Source organism: Streptomyces sp. NPDC025651 (genome assembly GCF_055558735.1).
Window position 1 is genome coordinate 1 of sequence record NZ_JBVHLZ010000010.1, and the last position, 17,525, is coordinate 17,525.

At 72.9% G+C, this 17,525-nt stretch carries 16 protein-coding genes and 1 pseudogene; 7 read left to right on the forward strand and 10 right to left on the reverse strand.

The window, feature by feature from the left end:
• Both ACZ4D5_RS30630 and ACZ4D5_RS30635 read right to left on the reverse strand, forming a co-directional pair.
• Window positions 1-107: pseudogene (locus ACZ4D5_RS30630) on the reverse strand (ABC transporter); the annotation flags it as partial.
• A 44-nt stretch (window positions 108-151) separates the two neighbouring features.
• A complete protein-coding gene (locus ACZ4D5_RS30635) occupies window positions 152-820 on the reverse strand; it encodes a DUF4097 family beta strand repeat-containing protein (RefSeq protein ID WP_467775699.1) in 669 nt (222 codons plus the stop codon).
• Between the two features lie 248 nt (window positions 821-1,068).
• Between ACZ4D5_RS30635 and ACZ4D5_RS30640 the strand changes: the two genes are divergently transcribed.
• A complete protein-coding gene (locus ACZ4D5_RS30640; protein WP_467775700.1) occupies window positions 1,069-1,794 on the forward strand; it encodes a helix-turn-helix domain-containing protein in 726 nt (241 codons plus the stop codon).
• 35 nt (window positions 1,795-1,829) lie between these two features.
• Here the strand turns inward: ACZ4D5_RS30640 and ACZ4D5_RS30645 are convergent, their stop codons facing one another.
• The 4 genes from ACZ4D5_RS30645 to ACZ4D5_RS30660 form a co-directional block, all read right to left on the reverse strand.
• A complete protein-coding gene (locus ACZ4D5_RS30645; RefSeq protein WP_467775701.1) occupies window positions 1,830-3,203 on the reverse strand; it encodes a PAS domain-containing protein in 1,374 nt (457 codons plus the stop codon).
• Between the two features lie 406 nt (window positions 3,204-3,609).
• On the reverse strand, window positions 3,610-5,232 hold the full coding sequence (locus ACZ4D5_RS30650) for a transporter (protein WP_467775702.1): 1,623 nt from the start codon (window positions 5,230-5,232) through the stop codon (window positions 3,610-3,612).
• Complete coding sequence (locus tag ACZ4D5_RS30655; protein WP_467775703.1) at window positions 5,229-6,011, reverse strand: ABC transporter ATP-binding protein; 783 nt, start codon at window positions 6,009-6,011, stop codon at window positions 5,229-5,231. Before ACZ4D5_RS30655 ends, ACZ4D5_RS30650 begins: the two co-directional genes overlap by 4 nt.
• Window positions 6,012-6,099: 88 nt before the next feature.
• Window positions 6,100-6,759 (reverse strand): bifunctional DNA primase/polymerase, encoded by a 660-nt coding sequence (locus ACZ4D5_RS30660; protein ID WP_362343488.1) that lies wholly within the window; start codon window positions 6,757-6,759, stop codon window positions 6,100-6,102.
• A 338-nt stretch (window positions 6,760-7,097) separates the two neighbouring features.
• On the opposite strand from ACZ4D5_RS30660, the gene ACZ4D5_RS30665 reads away from it, so the two are divergent.
• A complete protein-coding gene (locus tag ACZ4D5_RS30665) occupies window positions 7,098-8,486 on the forward strand; it encodes a transcriptional regulator (RefSeq protein ID WP_362343491.1) in 1,389 nt (462 codons plus the stop codon).
• Window positions 8,487-8,643: 157 nt separating this feature from the next.
• Complete coding sequence (locus ACZ4D5_RS30670) at window positions 8,644-10,779, forward strand: hypothetical protein (protein WP_467775704.1); 2,136 nt, start codon at window positions 8,644-8,646, stop codon at window positions 10,777-10,779.
• A 60-nt stretch (window positions 10,780-10,839) separates the two neighbouring features.
• On the opposite strand, the gene ACZ4D5_RS30675 is transcribed toward ACZ4D5_RS30670, so the two are convergent.
• Window positions 10,840-12,114, reverse strand: coding sequence for an ABC transporter substrate-binding protein (locus ACZ4D5_RS30675; RefSeq protein WP_467775705.1), 1,275 nt, complete (start codon window positions 12,112-12,114; stop codon window positions 10,840-10,842).
• A 118-nt stretch (window positions 12,115-12,232) separates the two neighbouring features.
• Here ACZ4D5_RS30675 and ACZ4D5_RS30680 point away from each other — a divergent pair, with 118 nt between their 5' ends.
• Window positions 12,233-12,733, forward strand: a complete 501-nt coding sequence (locus tag ACZ4D5_RS30680) for an SCO4402 family protein (RefSeq protein ID WP_467775706.1) — start codon at window positions 12,233-12,235, stop codon at window positions 12,731-12,733.
• Between the two features lie 110 nt (window positions 12,734-12,843).
• The gene (gene purU, locus ACZ4D5_RS30685; RefSeq protein ID WP_467775707.1) at window positions 12,844-13,725 is read left to right on the forward strand and encodes a formyltetrahydrofolate deformylase; all 882 of its coding nucleotides are present in this window, start codon (window positions 12,844-12,846) and stop codon (window positions 13,723-13,725) included.
• A gap of 22 nt (window positions 13,726-13,747) precedes the next feature.
• Here purU and ACZ4D5_RS30690 read toward each other — a convergent pair whose 3' ends face one another.
• On the reverse strand, window positions 13,748-15,031 hold the full coding sequence (locus ACZ4D5_RS30690; protein WP_467776028.1) for a zf-HC2 domain-containing protein: 1,284 nt from the start codon (window positions 15,029-15,031) through the stop codon (window positions 13,748-13,750).
• A 50-nt stretch (window positions 15,032-15,081) separates the two neighbouring features.
• The gene (locus ACZ4D5_RS30695) at window positions 15,082-15,678 is read right to left on the reverse strand and encodes a sigma-70 family RNA polymerase sigma factor (protein WP_467775708.1); all 597 of its coding nucleotides are present in this window, start codon (window positions 15,676-15,678) and stop codon (window positions 15,082-15,084) included.
• 296 nt (window positions 15,679-15,974) lie between these two features.
• On the opposite strand from ACZ4D5_RS30695, the gene ACZ4D5_RS30700 reads away from it, so the two are divergent.
• On the forward strand, window positions 15,975-16,349 hold the full coding sequence (locus ACZ4D5_RS30700) for an STAS domain-containing protein (protein WP_467776029.1): 375 nt from the start codon (window positions 15,975-15,977) through the stop codon (window positions 16,347-16,349).
• A gap of 21 nt (window positions 16,350-16,370) precedes the next feature.
• On the opposite strand, the gene ACZ4D5_RS30705 is transcribed toward ACZ4D5_RS30700, so the two are convergent.
• Window positions 16,371-16,802, reverse strand: a complete 432-nt coding sequence (locus tag ACZ4D5_RS30705) for a hypothetical protein (protein ID WP_467775709.1) — start codon at window positions 16,800-16,802, stop codon at window positions 16,371-16,373.
• 205 nt (window positions 16,803-17,007) lie between these two features.
• Between ACZ4D5_RS30705 and ACZ4D5_RS30710 the strand changes: the two genes are divergently transcribed.
• A complete protein-coding gene (locus ACZ4D5_RS30710; RefSeq protein ID WP_467775710.1) occupies window positions 17,008-17,520 on the forward strand; it encodes an EF-hand domain-containing protein in 513 nt (170 codons plus the stop codon).
• Window positions 17,521-17,525 lie beyond the last annotated feature (5 nt).

The following is a 17,525-nucleotide window of genomic DNA, read 5'->3' on the forward strand; positions in this document are numbered from 1 at the left end:
AGGGAGAAGATCGTTCCTTCGGGGACGGTCAGGTCGATGCCGTCGAGCACGGTCCTGTCGCCGTAGGACTTGCGCAGCCCGTGCGCCGCGATGGCCAAGCTGGTCATGAGAGGGACTCCTTGGAAGCTGCGGTGCGGGGGAGTGGGTGGGCTCAGAGGCTGCGGGCGGTGATGTCGCCGTACGCGGTGGTCGCGTGGATGGTCAGGCCGGGGGTGCCGTCGCTGTTCTTGAGCGCGTTGTCGATCCGGCCGTAGCCGGTACCGGCGTTGAGGGAGGCGGAGACCCCGCGGGCGGCGCCGATCGCGATCGCGCCGGACTCGGTGCGCAGCGTCACCTCGCCCCGCACGGCCTCGGTGATCCGGAGGTCGCCCTTCTGCGCGCTGATCTCCGCGGGGCCACCGAGGCGGCCGACCGAGATGTCGCCGGCCTGGACGGTGAGGCGGGCGCCCGCGGTCTCGTCGAGCTTGACCGCGCCGTGCGCGCCCTCGTAGGTGACGTCGCCGAGCCGTCCGACGCCGCGGAGTTCGGCGGCGGCCGCCTTCGCCTCGACCCGGGACCCGGCGGGCAGCTGGACCGTCACCTCGACGGAGCCGGAGTTGCCGAGGATCCGGTTCTTCGCGGCCGCGGCCTCGATGTGCAGGGCGCCGTCGGCGTACGCGACCTGGATCCGCTCCGCGGCCTGCACGTCACGGTCCTTCGACGCGTCGGCGGGCAGGACCTCGACGGTGGTGTCGGACCGGTCGGCGGCGATGAGCCGGATGCGGCCCGCGGGGATGTCGAGGACGGCGGAGATCGGGGCGGGGGTGTCGAACTTCTGCATCGTGCTTCTCCTTCGTCAGGGGCGGGCTCTCTGTCGGCCCGCCGTTTCCGATGTCGTAAAAGCTACGTTGCGTTTCATGAAGTGGCAACGACTTCGTTGCGCATGAATGCAGTAACCGCAGGTCAAAGCAGGGAAATCATTGCAATGGTTTCGAGCCTAACGCAACGCGATGCGTTCCTTTCGTTGCAATGAGGTGAGGGTGAACGCTATGCTGACGGCGCCGAAGAGGACGAATGAGGGAGAACGCGATGCCGGGAGGCAGGCTCACCCAGCAGGAACGCCAGCAGATCGCGCTGGGGCTGGCCGACGGCCTCGCCTACGCGGAGATCGCCCGGCGCCTGGACCGCCCGACCTCGACCATCACCCGCGAGGTCATGCGCAACGGCGGCCCCGCCTCCTACCGCGCCGAGCTGGCCCACCGCGCGACCGAACGCCGCACCCAGCGGCGGAAGCAGGCCGCGCCTCAGGGCGCGGAGGCGTCCCCGCAGGCCCACGGGCGCGACGCCGAGGCCGTGCGCGCGTACGAGGAGGTGTTCACCACCGTCGTCATGGCGTCGGGCATGCCGAAGATGATGTCCCGGGTCCTCGCCTGCCTCACGCTCACCGACTCGGGCAGCCTCACCGCCGCCGAACTCGCCCGGCGCCTCCAGGTCAGCCCGGCGTCCATCTCCAAGGCGGTCGCGTACCTCGACAGCCAGGGCTTCGTCCGCAGGGAGCGCGACGAACGCCGCCGCGAGCGCTATGTCGTGGACGACGACATCTGGTACCGGTCGATGATGGCCAGCGCCCGCTCCATCGCCCAGGTCGTGGAGACGGCACAGGAGGGCGTACGCGTCTTCGTCCCCGGCACTCCGGCCGCCACCCGCCTGGAGAACATCGCGCGGTTCCTCGACTTCGTCTCCGAGAGCACGGCGCGCGCGGCGGAACAGGCGCGCGAGATCCTGGGCACGAAGCCGGAGAGCGCCGGTTCCTAGCGCTCGGTCGCTCAGTTGCCCGGCCGCCCGGCCGTTCAGTCGCTCAGGGTCCGGGCCAGGTCGAGCGAGGACGCGACCCTGGCCGCGACGCTCTCCGCGTACGCCGCGTCGGGGCGCTCGAACTGCCCGCGCCCGGGGGCCCGCAGGAACGTCACCACGCCCAGCGTCCGCCCCCGGCTGCGCAGCACCGCGCACAGGGCGTGCACCGAGTCGTCGGGCCACTGCCGGGCGGCGGCCCACGCGCGGGCCCGCTCCGGCGAGGCCGCCCCCGCGCTGGAGCGCACCGACCCGGCGCGCTCCACGCACTGCGTCGCCGGATGCCCCTCCGGATAGCGCACCGGCAGCCCGGCCATGGCCACCGGCAGGCAGGGCCCCGGCGGCCCCGCGGGCGTCGCGGCGAGCCGCACGAGCCGCACCGGCTCCTCGCCCGCCACCAGGTCCACCAGGGCGTGGTCGGCGAACCCGGCGAGCGCGAAGTCCAGCTGGACCGTGGCCGCCTCCATCGGGTCCTCGCACTCGGCGGCGGCGCGCGCCGCGCGGTGCAACTGCTGCGAACGGAAGCGCAGTTGAGAGGCCTCCTGCTCGGTCTGCTTGGCCTCCGTCACGTCCTGGAAGAGCCAGCCGACGCCCAGCGGCACGGGCTCCTCCGCGAGCGGCGAGGCGAGCCGCAGGAAGCCGCTGCGCCAGCACCGCCGCTCGAACCCGTCGTCCTGGCCGCCGCCCGACCGCACGGACACCCACAGCTCGGCGGGCGCGGGCGGCGCCCCCTCGGCGAGCACATGGGCCAGCGCGCTCTCCAGCTCCTCGACGCCCTGTCCGAGCAGATCGGCGAGGGGGCGGCCGAGGGCAGCCGTACGCCCGACTCCCAGCGCGCGGGCGGCGTGCTCGTTCATCACGGCGGGCCGCAGGTCGGCATCGACGAGGACGACACCCCAGGTGGCCTTCTCGAAGAGGGCCTCGCTCAGGGCGATGGACCGCTCCAGGTCGATCTGGGCATGCACCTCGCTGAAGGCGCAGTACACCCCCGAGGGCTTCCCGTCCCCGCCGCGCACGGAGGCGGACTGCGTGCGCACGAGCACCCGGCCGCCGTCCTTGGTCACCAGGGCGAACTCGTGCACCTGCCGCCCCGGCGCGTCCATCGCGGACAGCAGCCGCCCCTCGACCTCCCCGGCATCGGCGGCCCGCACGGCCCACCCGGCGAGCCCCCGCCGCCCGACGGCCTCCGCCGCCGACCACCCGAGGATCCGCTCGGCCTCACGGTTCCAGTGCGTCACCACGCCGTCGGCATCGAAGGCGCACAGCGCGGCGTCCATCCCGTCGAGCAGCGCCGCAAGCAACTCGGCCCCTCCGGGCTCGGGCTCTTCAGGACCCAGTTCGTCAGTAGTTCCGCTCTGCCGCGAAGCGCTCACCTGGAACCCCCTGCAGGCCATGTCCTCAGATCATTCAACTCGAACGTGACGCACCCCACAGGCAGTTCCCGGAAGTTGGAGGGATTTGGAGAGAAAACGTAGTGCGCGGAAATTCGGTTGTGCGGCGCGCGGGGCGGTTCCTAGGGTGGCGTGCACACGAGAAGGGAGGTGGTTCGGCCGATGTATGGAAACCGGACGCGTGAGGTGACTGCGGGCTAGCGGCCCGTCGTCGCAACTCGAATTCGGCGCCGGACCAGCACGTGTGTGATGCGTGCAGCCGGCCCTATTCCCAAGCAGTCACCCGACCCGCGAGCCGCCGGTACGTCCGGCCGGCTTCCTCCGCCCCCGGGCGGCAGGAACCACGGCTCGCGGGTCGTCTGCGTGTGCGGGGCCGGTGCTGCGAGACCTAGCCCTTGCTGACCGCCGTGAGGATCTCCGGCAGGCGGCGGGCCACACGGGGGGACGCGAGGCGCAGGCCCAGGTCGGTGAGGGCCGCGCCGTACGCCGTGCCGACGGGCAGCAGGAGCCAGGTCCAGGTCGAGCCGGTCGAGGCGTGCAGCCAGATCGTGAGGGCGATGACCGGGGCGCACAGCAGGGCGGCTGCGACCATGCCGCCGAAGATGGAGATCCAGGCGAGTCCCGCCTGGCCGGGGGCCGCGCTCTTGTAGCCCTCCTGCGGGATCGAGTACGGGAAGCGGGCCGAGGACCACGCGCCCGTCGCCAGCATCGCGCCGAGCAGGGCGAAGGAGAGGCCGAGGGCCTCGGGGAGCGCGGGCCAGTCGCCGAGCATCGCCGTCGTGACGACCGCGACCAGGGTGGCGTACGGAAGGGTGATGACGAGGAGGGCCAGGGCCCGGCCGCGCAGCTCCACGTACGCGTCGCGGGTCGACGAGATCGTCATCGCCACCATCCAGAACGCCGAGGTGTCCTGGCCGAACTGGTTGTACATCAGGACGCCGAGCATTCCCGAAGCGAAGCACGCGAAGTAGACGGAACCGGTGCCCTGCAGGGCGTTGAAGAGCGGCACGATCAGGCCGATGGCCAGGGACGTCACCCAGGCGGCCTTGGTCTTCGGGTCGCGCCACACATAGCGCAGGCTGCGCTCCATGACGGTGCCGGTGCGGCCCGCGGGGAGCAGCCCGCCGAGGGTGCCCGACGCGCGGGAGGTGCCCTTGTCCGGTTCGGCTGCCGGGAGCGTCGAGCCGTCGGGGGCCGTCATCAGGCGGGTCAGGCTGCGCTGCCACAGGGCGAGGAGGCCCGCCAGAGCGGCCAGGGTCAGGACCAGTTGGGCCGCGGCCGTCGCGTACGCGCCCTCGCTCACCGAGTCCACCGCGCCGAGCGCCGCGGCCGGCGGGATCCAGCGCACCACGTCCGCCGCGGGGTCGAGCGTGGCGAGCCCGGACGAACCGAGCTTCTGCGCCCCGAAGTTGACGACCTGCGCGCCGATCGCGATGACGAGGCCGCTCAGGACCGCGAGGTCACGGCCCTTGCGGCTGGTCAGGAGGCGGATGTTGGCGGCGGCCACCGCGCGGGCGAGCGCCACGCAGACCAGGACGGTCAGCGCGACGGCCGCGACGCCGGTGACGGCCGCCGCCGCGCCGTGGGCCAGGGCGATGGCCGCGCCCGCCGCGAGGCAGAGCGTGAAGAGCGGCCCGATGCCCACCAGGGACGCCACGAGCAGGGCCCGCACGAGCGGGCGGGGGCGCAGCGGGAGCATGACCAGACGCGTGGGGTCGAGGGTCTCGTCGCCGCTCGGGAAGAACAGCGGCATGACCGCCCAGCCGAGCGCGAGGACCGCGACGAGCAGGACGCAGAGGGCGGCGGCGTGGTCGTTGCCGCGCAGCAGGACCAGACCGAGGAGCTGCAGCGCGGCGAACAGCAAGGAGAAGACCATCGACGCGATGTAGGCGACCCGGCGCCCGGCCGACTGCCGCAGCCCGTTGCGCAGCAGGGACAGCTTCAGACGTACGAAGACGGGGGTGATCCCGGGGGCGGAGGCGGCCGGCGACGCGGTCACGGGGGTGCTCATCGCGCACCGCCGCCCAGCCAGTCCAGGTCCGAGCCCGTGGTGCGGCCGTTCGCGCCGACGAGTTCGAGGAACGCCTCCTGCAGCGAGGCCGCCGGGCCCCGGACCTCGGCGAGCGTGCCGTGCGCGCGGATGCGGCCGGCGGCCATGACCGCGACCCAGTCGCAGAGGGACTCGACGAGCTCCATGACGTGCGAGGAGAAGACGACGGTGGCGCCGGAGGCGGTGTAGCGCTCCAGGACGCCGCGGATCGTCTGCGCGGAGACGGGGTCGACGCCCTCGAACGGCTCGTCCAGGAAGAGGACTTCGGGGTTGTGGAGGAGCGCCGCCGCCAGGCCGATCTTCTTGCGCATGCCGGTGGAGTAGTCGACGACCAGCTTGTGCTGGGCGCCCGCGAGATCGAGTACGTCGAGGAGCTGGGTGGCGCGCTTGTCGACCTCGGCACCGGGCAGCCCCCGCAACCTGCCGGTGTACGCGAGGAGTTCGCGCCCCGAGAGCCGCTCGAACAGGCGCAGCCCCTCGGGGAGCACGCCGATGCGGGCCTTGACCTCGACGGGGTCGCGCCACACGTCGTGCCCGACGACCTGGACGGTGCCCTGGTCCGGCCGCAGCAGGCCGGTGACCATGGACAGGGTGGTGGTCTTCCCGGCGCCGTTGGGGCCGACCAGGCCGATGAACTTGCCCGCGGGCAGGTCGAGATCGATCCCGGCCACGGCGATCTGTCCGCCGAACCGCTTCCAGAGCCCCTGGACCCGTACCGCCGCCGGCGCTGCCTCGGTCACCCGTTCCGCCCTCCGTCGCAGGACCGTCGTACCCGTGCTCGCACGATACGACGGAGGCGCTCGCCGCGCGGGGCAAGAACTCGGCAGCCTAGCGGCGGGCTTCCCTGCCGCAGGCATACGCCAGGGGCGAGATGATCTCCTCCGCGTCCGGCAGCCAGCGGTTGGCGGCGGTCGGACGGCACGCCCACTGCACCGCGCCGGAGGCGCCGAAGCGGGTGGGGGGAGCGGCGACGTACGCGCCCTCGCCGAGCGCGACCAGGTCGATGGCGGCCGGGGGCCAGCCCAGCTTGCGGACGAGGTCGGGGACCTTGACCGTGGCGCCGGGGAGCACGAAGAACTGCATGCGCCGGTCGGGGGTGCAGGTCACCGGGCCGAGCGTGAGCTCCATGCGCTCCATGCGGGCGAGTGCGAGGAATCCGGCGGTCTCGGGCACGTCGATCGCGTCGAACGTGCGCCCCGTCGGCAGCAGGATCGAGGCCTTGGGCTGCTTCTGCCACAGCCGCCGGGCCACGGTCGCGCTGCCGGTGGCCTGGGTCGCCCAGTCCTCGCGGGCGGGGTGCGCGCCGGGCGCGGCGCACGCGGTGTCCCCGCAGGAGCACTGCTCGGCGCCCTCGGCGGACTCGAGCCAGGTTCCGGGGAACACGTCCCAGTGACGCTCTTCCGCGTATCGCACGGCCGTGTCCAGCAAGGCTTCTCCGCGCTGCTTCGGGATCTGCGCGGCTGACGTGACTCCGATGGTCTCTTCCACGCAGTTCTCAACTCCCGCCGCCACCTCGGGTTACGGGCGCACGCGAGGGCGGACGAGGAGCATCGATCCTGCGAGCGGGGCGCATGGGAGCACGGGTGGGGGCGCGCATGGGGATTGGCTTCCGGGTGCGGGTAGCCAGGTCAAGGGCAATCAGAGGACGCCTCGGAGGAAGCCCGGGGACCGACAGGTCCGCACAGAGTCGTACTTGTTGTTCTTCATGGTTTCTTTTGCTTCTTTTGTGGCGCATCTTCACCCTGCCCCAAGGGCATTGATCATCGGGAGGCGGTCCGCGACGGCCGTCCCCAACGATGGTCCACGGTGCACACAGGGGGTACGCCATGGCCGCCAGGCCTCTCGTCGCGCGGCAGCCCAACGAACGGCTGCAGGCGCTCATTCAGGAAGCCGGCTGTTCCAACGCCGGACTGGCCCGCCGGGTCAACATGTGCGGAGCGGAACACGGTCTCGATCTGCGGTACGACAAGACATCGGTGGCCCGTTGGCTGCGTGGGCAGCAGCCGCGCGGGCGGGCGCCCGGCATCATCGCGGAGGCACTCGGCCGCAAGCTGGGCAGGACCGTCACGATCGACGAGATCGGCATGGCGAACGGCAAGAACCTCGCCTCCGGCGTGGGCCTGCAGTTCTCGCCGACCGTCCTCGGCGCCATCGAGCAGGTCTGTGAGCTGTGGCGCAGCGACGTGGGCCGCCGTGACTTCCTCTCCGGCTCGTCCGTGGCCGCCTCCGCGCTCGTCGAGCCCAGCAGGGACTGGCTGATCTCCTCGCCGGACCCGCAGGTCGGGCGCACGGCGGGGCCGCGCGTCGGGATGTCCGACGTGGCGGCGGTCAAGGCGATGACGGAGGCGCTGACGCAGCTGGACCACCAGTTCGGCAGCGGGCATGTGCGCCCCGTCGTCGTGCACTACCTCAACTCCGTGGTCTCCGGGCTGCTCGCGGGCTCCTACCGGGAGGCGGTCGGGCGCGAACTGTTCGCCGCGGTCGCGCGGTTGACGGAGCTCGCGGGCTACATGGCCGTCGACACGGGCCAACCGGGCCTCGCCCAGCGCTACTACATCCAGGCGCTGCGCCTCGCCCAGGCGGCCGGGGACAGGGGCTACGGCGGGTACGTGCTCGCCGCGTCGATGAGCCATCTGGCCGCCCAGCTCGGAAACCCGCGCGAGATCGCGCAGTTGGCGCGGGCCGCACAGGAGGGGACGCGCGGACGGGTCACCCCCCGCGCGGAGGCGATGTTCTACGCCGCGGAGGCGCGCGGGCACGCGCTGCTCGGCGACGCGCGGGCCACGCAGGTCGTCGCGGGCCGCGCGGTCGAGGCGATGGACCGTGCGTCGGGCGACGCGGGGTCCGGCGACGACCCGGTGTGGATCCGGCACTTCGACCACGCCTATCTGGCCGACGAAATGGCGCACTGTCACCGTGACTTGGGCCAGGCGGACGCGGCGGCGCGCAGCGCGCAGGAGTCCCTGGACGGGCACCCCGAGACGCGGGCGAGGCGCCGTGCGATCGGCCTCGTCCTGCTCGCCACGGCGCAGGTGCAGCGGCGCGAGGTGGAGCAGGCCTGCCACACCGGCCTGAAGGCGGTCGAACTCCTCGGCACGCTGCGGTCCAACCGCGGCGCGGAGTATCTGGAGGACTTCCAGCAGCGCCTTGAGCCCTACCGCGAGGAGCCGGTGGTACGGGAGTTCGGGGCGCGCGTCGACATCCAGGCGGCGTGAGACGCGCGCGCGTACCCGTAAGCAGCGTCAGGGAAGGAGGTTTTGTTACTCCAGCCGCTGAGCGGAGGGCAGCGTTCTGAGCTGCGTGGCAGAGCGATGTGGCGACCCGGTAGCGTGACCCGACGGTTCCGTAGGTCCCCCATTCGTAGGAGTCCCGGTGACGCAGCAGAGCGGTCAGGGCGCTGCTTCCTCCGATCCGCAGCAGCCCGCGGCCCGGCCCGCCCACGAGGGCGTCGTGCTGCCCGCGGACGGCAGCGAGCCGCTGCTTCCCGGCACCGCGGGCCGGCACAGCGCCCCGGCGGGCGGCAGCCCGTGGGGCCAGCCCTGGGGCCCCGAACCGGCGGGCCCACCGCCGCAGGCGGGCCCGGGCCAGGGCCAGGCGTGGGGCACACCACACCAGACGTCCGCCCAGCCGCTCCCTCCAGAGGGAGCACCCGCGGCCGCCCCCGACGCTTCGTACGGGGGCCAGGCGCCCTACGCCACCGGCCAGCCGGTCCAGGGCGGCCAGGTGCCGTACGGAGACCAGGCCTCGTACGGCGGCCAGGTGTCGTACGGAGACCAGGCCTCGTACGGCGGCCCGGCGACGCACGGCGGCCAGGCCTCGTACGGCGGTCCGGCGGCCCCCGGCGGCCAGGCGGCCCACGGCGGCCAGGCCTCGTACGGCGGTCCGGCGGCCCCCGGCGGCCAGATGTCCCACGGTGGTCAACCCGCCGAGAGCGGTCAGGTGGCCCCCGGCAGCCAGATGTCCCACGGTGGTCAACCGGCCCAGGGTGGTCAGGCGGCCCACGGCGGTCAACCCGCCGAGAGCGGTCAGGCGAGGTACGGCGGTCCGGCGGCCCCCGGCGGCCAGATGTCCCACGGTGGTCAACCGGCCCAGGGTGGTCAGGCAGCCCACGGTGGGCAGGCGGGGCGCGGGGGATTCGGGCACGGTGGGCAGGGCGGTCCGGGGGAGGCCTCGTACGCGGGGCAGCCGGGCCACGGTGGTGCGCATGCCGCGCCCGTGCCCCGGCAGGGCCACGGCGCGCACGCCGCCCCCACGCCACAGCAGGGCCACGGCGAGACTCCGTACACCGGCCGGCAGGGCCAGGGCGCGCGCGGGGCGCACGCGGGGCACGGCGCTCAGCCGCTGCCGCCCGCGGCCTCGGCCCAGCCGCTGCCCGCCGGGCAGGGCGCCCAGCCGCTGCCGCCCGTCGCGGTGCCCGGGGCGCCGTCCGACAGCGAGGCCACGCAGTACATCGCTCCCGTGCCCGGGGGCGGCGTCGACGAGGGGGCCACGCAGTACATACCCCCGGTGGGACCCGGCGCCCTGCCGCCCGAGGCTCCCGCCGCCGACGCCACGCAGTTCCTGGGCAGGGCCAACGCGCCCGTACCCGGCGCCGCGCCCGCCGCCTCGCCCGACAGCGAGCCCACCCAGTTCATCGCGCCCGTCCCCGGCGGAAACACCGCCCCGCCCGAGCCGTCCGCCGCCCCCTACGGCATCCGCCCCGGCGCCCCCGGCGACCGGCAGCCGCCCGCCGAGTTCGACAGCCTCTTCCGCACCGAGCCGGAGGCCGAGGGCCCCGCCTCCACGCAGCAGATGCCCCGCTTCGAGGCCCCTGAGCCCGCCCCCGCCCCTGCCCCCGCACCGGCCCCGGGCGGCCACGGTGTCGGACGCCGCGGCGGCGGTGGGCGCTCGAAGGGGACCCTCATCGCCGTACTCGGCGTCGGCATCGCCGCGCTCGGCGTCGGCGCGGGCGCGCTCCTGAGCTCCGGCGGTGACGACGACGAGAAGAAGGACGAGGGCAAGCCCGTCGCCGCGTCCGCCGAGCCGGACGAGCGGCCCTCGCCGACCGCCGACCCCGCCAAGGACCAGGCGGTCGCCCTGGACAAGCTCCTGGCCGACAGCAACAACAGCCGTGACTCGGTCATCGCCGCCGTACGCAACGTCGGCAAGTGCCAGAACCTCGGCCGGTCGGCGAAGGACCTGCGCGCCGCCGCCAAGCAGCGGAGCGGCCTCGTCACCCGGCTCGCCGCCCTGAAGGTCGACAAGCTCCCGGCCAACGACCAGCTGACCGCGTCCCTCAACAGGGCCTGGAAGGCGTCCGCCGCGGCCGACAACCACTACGCGGCGTGGGCGGACCAGGTGGCGGGCAAGAAGGGCTGCAGGAAGGGCCACGCCCGCACCACCCCGCAGACCGTGGCGGGCAACAAGCAGAGCGAGGCGGCGACGAAGTCCAAGGAGCAGGCCGCCAACCACTGGAACGCGATCGCGCGGAAGTACGGCCTGACCGAGCGGAACAAGACGCAGCTGTAGCGCTTCGCCGGACAAGGCGGTTCGGGACCCGCGCCCCTTCCGGGGCGCGGTCGCCGCTGCCTACGCCGTCTGCTCCAGTGTCTTCTCCACGTTCACGAACCCCTTGCGCGCCGGGACGAGCCGTCCGTCCCGCACCACCTGGAACGTGACGCCCGAGTTGATCAGGCGCGGGAACTCGCTCGCCGCGAGCAGGTCCTCGAAGCGCCAGCTCAGCGTGGGCGTGAGGCCGCCCGTCCGGACCCGCAGGCCGCCGTCGAGGGCGCGGCGCAGCGACTGGGCGCTGACCTCGCCGCCGTCGAGCGACTCGACGGCCTGCTTCAGGACGGTGTACGCGATCCACGTCGTCTGCACGCCCGCGTCCGCCGGGTCGACCCGGTTGTCGCCGAACGCCTGCTCCTGGATGACCTGGCGCATCTTGTCCCAGCGGGGGTCGCTGGACGCGGGGTACCAGCCGGTGACGTACGCGCCTTCGTAGGGGCCGCTCGCGCCGCCCGTGCGGTCGACGAGGGACTGGTCGACGCTGCCGAGGACCGAGGAGATGCGGACCGGCGGGTAGTCGTCCTTGGTGCGCCGGAACGAGTCGTAAAACGTGTCGGTGCGCGCCCCGAGCGCGGCGGTCACACAGCCGTCGCTCGCGCCCGCGGACTTGAGGGCCTGCTCGGCCTGCGGGGTGAGGTCGGTGCTGTCCTCGGGGGCCCGGATGTCCGCGACGGGCTTGTGGTGGCCGTCGGCGAGCCCCTGGTTGAGCAGCTTGGGCAGCTCGTCGCCGGCGAGGGTGTCGGGGCGTACGAGGGAGACGCGCTCGCAGCGGGAGGCGAGCTGGCGGCCGTTGCCCGCCATGAGCGCGGGCTCGCCGCCGTTGACGGGGTAGGAGAGCGGGCTGCTGAACTCGTCGTCGGTGATGCCGTAGCCGCCGATGAAGGGGATGCCGGCGACTTCGAGGGGGGCGAGGAAGGAGCGGCCGTGCTGACTGTAGGCGCCGACGACCGCCACGACGTCCTGGTCGACCGCCTCGCGCGCGCAGTCGGCGGCGCCCACGGGGTCGTTGTGGTCGTTGCAGGTGAGGACCTTCAGCTCGCGTCCGCCGAGGCCGCCGTGGGCGTTGACCCAGCGCGCGTAGGCCTGGGCCATGGCGGGGACGCCCGGCTTGTTGGTCGCCTTGGTCTTCTCGGGGGCCCAGGTCATGACGGTGATGGGGTCGTCCCTGGAACCCCCCGTGGCTCCAGGGATGACCCCGCACCCGGCTATCAGCGACGTACACGCCGCCGCTGCGGCCGCGGAGAGTACTGCGGTTCGGGAGGGGCGGGGGAAGAAGGTGCGTCGCCGGCCGGTCATGTCCCTGCACGATTCCGGTGGCGGGCCAACCGTGGAGTGACTCGTTCTCAACGGACAGTGACATGAAGGTGAACGGGCGGGGTCCGGTTCGCGTGCGCGCGGTGGGAACGTACGATCCATGACCGTGCAAGGTTCGGAGAAGTCTTCCCGTCGCGGCCGTCGCTCTAGCACCATGGGCGGCATGCCGACCAACGACATGCCGTGGTGGCGCTGGCGCAGCAACGTGCGCTCGGCGCTTCACATGCTCTCCGACCCGGACTTCCAGCGCGAGTGTTGGCTCGCGGGGCGCGAGGAGTACGGGGACGTGACCGACGCCGTGTACCGGCTCGTCGAGGACACGTGGCTGGACAACTGGTCCGCGGAGAAATACGTCGGGACGATCTTCCGGGACCCGCAGGAGGCGGCGCTCGTCGACACGGCGGTGCTGCGGGTGCTGCGGATCATGCACGAGGTGGGCCCGGACGCGTTGGTGTCCGTCTATCTGGAGCACCCGGGGTGGCCGGAGGCCGTGCGGGCGGCGCGGGACGCGCACGTCCGCCTGGCGGCGGGCGACGGGGAGGATCCCGATGTGCCGCCGAAGACGCTTGAGGTGCTGCGGATTCTGACTCGGTCTGCCTGAGACGGGGCCGGCGCCCGACCGATCGGTACCCGGCACCAGGGCTGTGCCCACCCGTCCCGCCCTGCGGGACGATTGCCCACAGCGGTGACGCCTGTGGGAACCTTGGCCGCATGAACGAGCAGTCCGTCGCCCCCGCCGTCCCCTCTGAGCAGTACGTCCTCACCCTCTCCTGCCCCGACAAGCAGGGCATCGTGCACGCCGTGTCGAGCTATCTCTTCATGACCGGCTGCAACATCGAGGACAGCCAGCAGTTCGGCGATCACGACACAGGACTGTTCTTCATGCGCGTCCACTTCTCGGCGGAAGCGCCGGTGTCGGTGGACAAGCTGCGGGCCAGCTTCGCCGCGGTCGGCGACTCCTTCCACATGGACTGGCAGATCAACCGCGTCGAGGACAAGATGCGGGTCGTCCTCCTGGTGTCGAAGTTCGGGCACTGCCTGAACGACCTGCTGTTCCGCTCGCGGATCGGCGCGCTGCCCGTGGAGATCGCCGCGGTCGTCTCCAACCACACGGACTTCGCCGAGCTCGTCGCCTCGTACGACATCCCCTTCCACCACATCCCGGTGACCAAGGACAACAAGCCGCAGGCCGAGGCGCGGCTCCTGGAGATCGTGCGCGAACAGGACGTGGAGCTGGTCGTCCTCGCCCGCTACATGCAGGTCCTCTCGGACGACCTGTGCAAGGAGCTCAGCGGGCGGATCATCAACATCCACCACTCCTTCCTGCCGAGCTTCAAGGGCGCGAAGCCGTACCACCAGGCACACGCGCGCGGTGTGAAGCTGATCGGTGCCACCGCGCACTATGTGACGGCCGACCTCGACGAGGGGCCGATCATCGAGCAGGAGGTCGAGCGGGTCGGCCACGACGTCACCCCCGACCAGCTGGTCGCGATCGGCCGTGACGTGGAGTGCCAGGCGCTGGCGCGGGCCGTGAAGTGGCATGCGGAGCGGCGGATTCTGCTGAACGGGCGCCGCACGGTGGTCTTCGCGTAACCCTCGGCGGGCGACCGCCTTCTTACATCCGGCTCAGCGAGGCCGCCGCGAACAGGACGTCGCGGATGGCCTCGCGGTCGCCGCCCTGGCCCGCGGCCGCTTCCTCCGGGGAGACGTGGCCCGCGGCCAGGCGGCAGAACTCGACGCCGTCCAGCGCCACATGGGCCACCTCGTGCTCGGCGGACGCGGTCGCCGCGGGGGAGTCGAGCGGGATGAACCACTCGCCGCCGCCGAGACCCTCGATCTCCAGGCGCAGGCTGCGCCCCGGCGCGCCCGCGGCGACCAGGCCGCGCGGTGGCGTGGCGAGCCCGGCACGGCGGCGCTCGGCGAGGGTGCCGGGGAGCATTCTGGCCGCGAGGTCGATCATGCGGTGGAGGTGCCGGGGCGCGGGCGGCGCGTACGGGTAGTCGACGGCGTCGGCGATGTCGCCCGCGTGGATCCAGCACTCGAAGGCGCGGTCCAGCATCGAGTCCCGCAGGGGCAGTTCGATCTGCCGCGCGGCCTCGGTGCCGGGGTCGCCGGGGACCGTCCCGTACGGCACGGGGAGTCGGCCCGAGCCTCCGCCCGTGAACGAGACCGTGCGGATCAGCTCGTGCGTCTGGTCGCGCCAGGGGCCGCGCACCGCGCGCGTGGGCGGGAAGTGCGAGGCGCGCCAGTACGCCTCGGTGCGGTGGAAGGGGTCCTGGGGTCCCGTGCGCTCGGGGCCGAGCGGGTCGTCCAGGCCCAGGGCGAGCCCGACCAGGCCGTCGACCGCGAGGAGATGCGCGATGACTCCGGCCACGGTGGTCTTCCTGCTGACCGGGGCGTCCTCCTCGAACCAGCGCAGCCGCACCGGGGCGTGCCACTCCGCGTCGCCGATGTCCTGGAGGAGGGCGTCGAGGCGGGCGGTCTCCGCGTCGTAGGGCACGGCCCACTCGGGGACCGGGATGCGCGGCGGGCGGCGGCCGAGGCAGCTCTCCAGGACGCGGGTGCGCAGACCGGGGTCGAGGTCGAGGCTCTCCTCGGGGTGCAGCAGGCCGACGGCGTCGCGCAGCCGCAGCGCCTCCTCCGCGCAGGGCCCGCAGCCGCCCAGGTGCTCCTCGACGGCGGTGGCCTCCTCGGCGGAGCACGCGGAGAGCGCCCAGGCGCCGAGGAGGGACTTCAGGACGCGGTGTTCGAGGACGAGCGGCACGGTCAGGGGCGGGACAGGGGGCGTCTCGCCGGGGTCCCGCGCCGGCGGCGGGTCGGGTACGGGCTGTCCGGTGTCCTCTATGGAGGTGCGCGGCAGCGGTATGCGCGGCGCGCCGTCCGGCGTGCCGTGCTCCATGCCGTCCGGTCGGTCCGGCTCGTCGAACGGCTCGGGGCGGTCGCAGCCGGTCACAGCACGGTCCCGAATCCGGGCGTGGTGCCGGGGGTCGGGGCCGCGGAGGGGGCGCCGGTGTCGTTGGCCGTGGACAGGAGCTGCAGGCCGAGGCGGAGCCTGCGGCGGGCCTCGTCCTCGGTGACGCCGAGGTCGGCCGCGGTCTGGCGGTAGTCGCGCCGCTGGAAGTAGGCGAGTTCGAGGGCGGCGCGCAGCGGGGTGGGCATGGCCGAGACGATGTAGTCGGCGCGGGCCGCGGCGGAGGCGCGGCGGACCTTGCGCTCCAGGTCCTCCGTGGTGCCCTCGCCGCCGCGGGCGAGGGCGGCGGACTCGGTCTGGCGGAGCCTGCGGACGGCCTGCTGGTGGGTGAGCGTGGCGATCCAGGAGCGCAGGGGGCCCTGCTTGGGGTCGTACGCGTCGGGGTTCTCCCAGATGTGGGTGAAGACCTCGCGGGTGATGCGGTCCGCGGCGCTCTCCTCGCCGAGGACGCGGTGGGCGAGGCCGTGCACGAGCGAGGCGAAGCGGTCGTACAGCTCGCCGAGCGCGGCGGCCTCTCCGTGCGCGAGCCGCTGTTGCATCCGGTGGTCCCAGCGCCGCGGCGCGTCCTTCGGCATGCGTCCCCCCTCGTGCGCTTGCCCGTACTGCTGGCCGTACTGCTGTTCGTGGTGCCTTCTTCTCCGACCGTACTTCCGTCGTTCCCGACTCTCCATCGAATGTAGTCGGCACCGCTGACAGCGCACTCCTGTTTGAGGCAAAGCGCGGCTTCTGCCGGGCACCGGATGATATTGACGGGAGCCTGCTGGTGTTTCATGGGAGAGCGGTGGGGCAGCCGAAGCAGAACGAAGCGTAAGGACTGCTTCCGGATCACTGCGGAATCAGTGGCGTGCAGGGCGAGCGGAAGGCGTGGCGGGTGACGCTCAAGGTGACGGTGGGCGAGCAGTCCGGCTGGGCGGTGCTGTGCGTGTCCGGCGAGATGGACCTGCTCACCTCGCCCGTGCTGCGCCAGCGCGTGCACGAGGCGGTGGCCGACGGCCGCCGCAGCATCGTGCTCGACCTCTCCGAAGTGCTGTTCTGCGACTCCAGCGGCGTCGGCGTGCTGATCGCCACGCGGCGTCTGATCCGCTCCTGCCAGGGGCGCCTTCGGCTGATACTGCCGGCCAAGGGCGCGGTCGACGGCTCCCATGTGAACCGCGTCCTCGCGGCCCTCGGCGTACGCCGCCTGTTCGAGGTCTTCCCGGACGTGGGGGCGGCGTTGGACGACGGGGCCACCCCGCTCTCCGCCTAGCCCCCGCACCCGACCCGGCTCCTACACGTGCCGCTTGGCCGCCGCCACAAAGGAGTTGATCGCGTCCCGCGAGATGCGCCGCCGCTCGCCGAGCACGCCGCGGTCGTCGGTCCTGTGCACGTCGGCGACCTGCTCCAGGGTCTCCGCGGCGAGCCGGACGAGCTCCTCGTCGTTGGTCAGCAACTGCACCCGGAACAGCGCCTCCTGGGCCTCGGACCGCATCTCGTAGGAGCGGAAGCGGGACTCCTCGCTCTCCTCGGTGCGGTTCTCCGCCCGGCTGAACCAGCGGTCGACCAGGACCCGCCGGTAGTTGACCAGCGCCCCCGCGTACGCGCAGTACGCGTCGATCCGTTCCTGCCGCAGCTTCTCGCCCCGGGTGAACTCCTCCGTCCGTGCGATCGCCTTCCGCTGGAAGACGTGCGTGACCCCCGCACCCAGCAGAGTTCCCAACACCGCTATGACACTCGCCGCAACCGCTTCCACGGGAACAGTGCAGCACATCACTCCCGTGCCACACCCTTGTCCCGGAATTCCGGCGGTCTTGGCACAAGCGTCGGTTTCCCGCCCCCCGGTGGCCTGCGAAGACGTACGCTCGCTGGCGGGGACACACACCCCTTGAACACGCACCCAACCGCGGAAGTGAGGCGGCCCGAAGACCATGGACAGTGCCGAGTACGAGCGTAGGATCGCGGCCCGGTTCGCCACCTTCGACCAGGACGGCAACGGCTACATCTCCCGTGAGGACTTCAGCACGGCGGCGGCCGCCCTGTGCGCGGAGTTCGGCGCGACGGCGCGCTCGGAGAAGGGGCAGGCCCTCTACATCGGAGCCGAGGCCTTCTGGCAGGGCATGGCCGGTATCGCGGACCGTGACGGGGACCAGCGGATCACCCGGGACGAGTTCGTGGGCGGCGCGGTGAAGCGGCTGCGGGACAACCCCGGCCGGTTCGCCGAGATCGCCAGGCCCTTCCTGCACGCGGTCATCGCGGTCGCCGACGGCGACACCGACGGAGCGGTGACCCCCGCCGAGGCCGGTCGGGCGCTCAAGGCGCTCGGCGTGCCCGAGGACATCGCGGGGACGGTGGCCGGCGCGCTGGACACGGACGGCGACGGCAAGGTCGCGGAGCAGGAGATCGTGACGGCGTTCGCGCAGTACTTCACGGTGCCGGAGTAGGCACC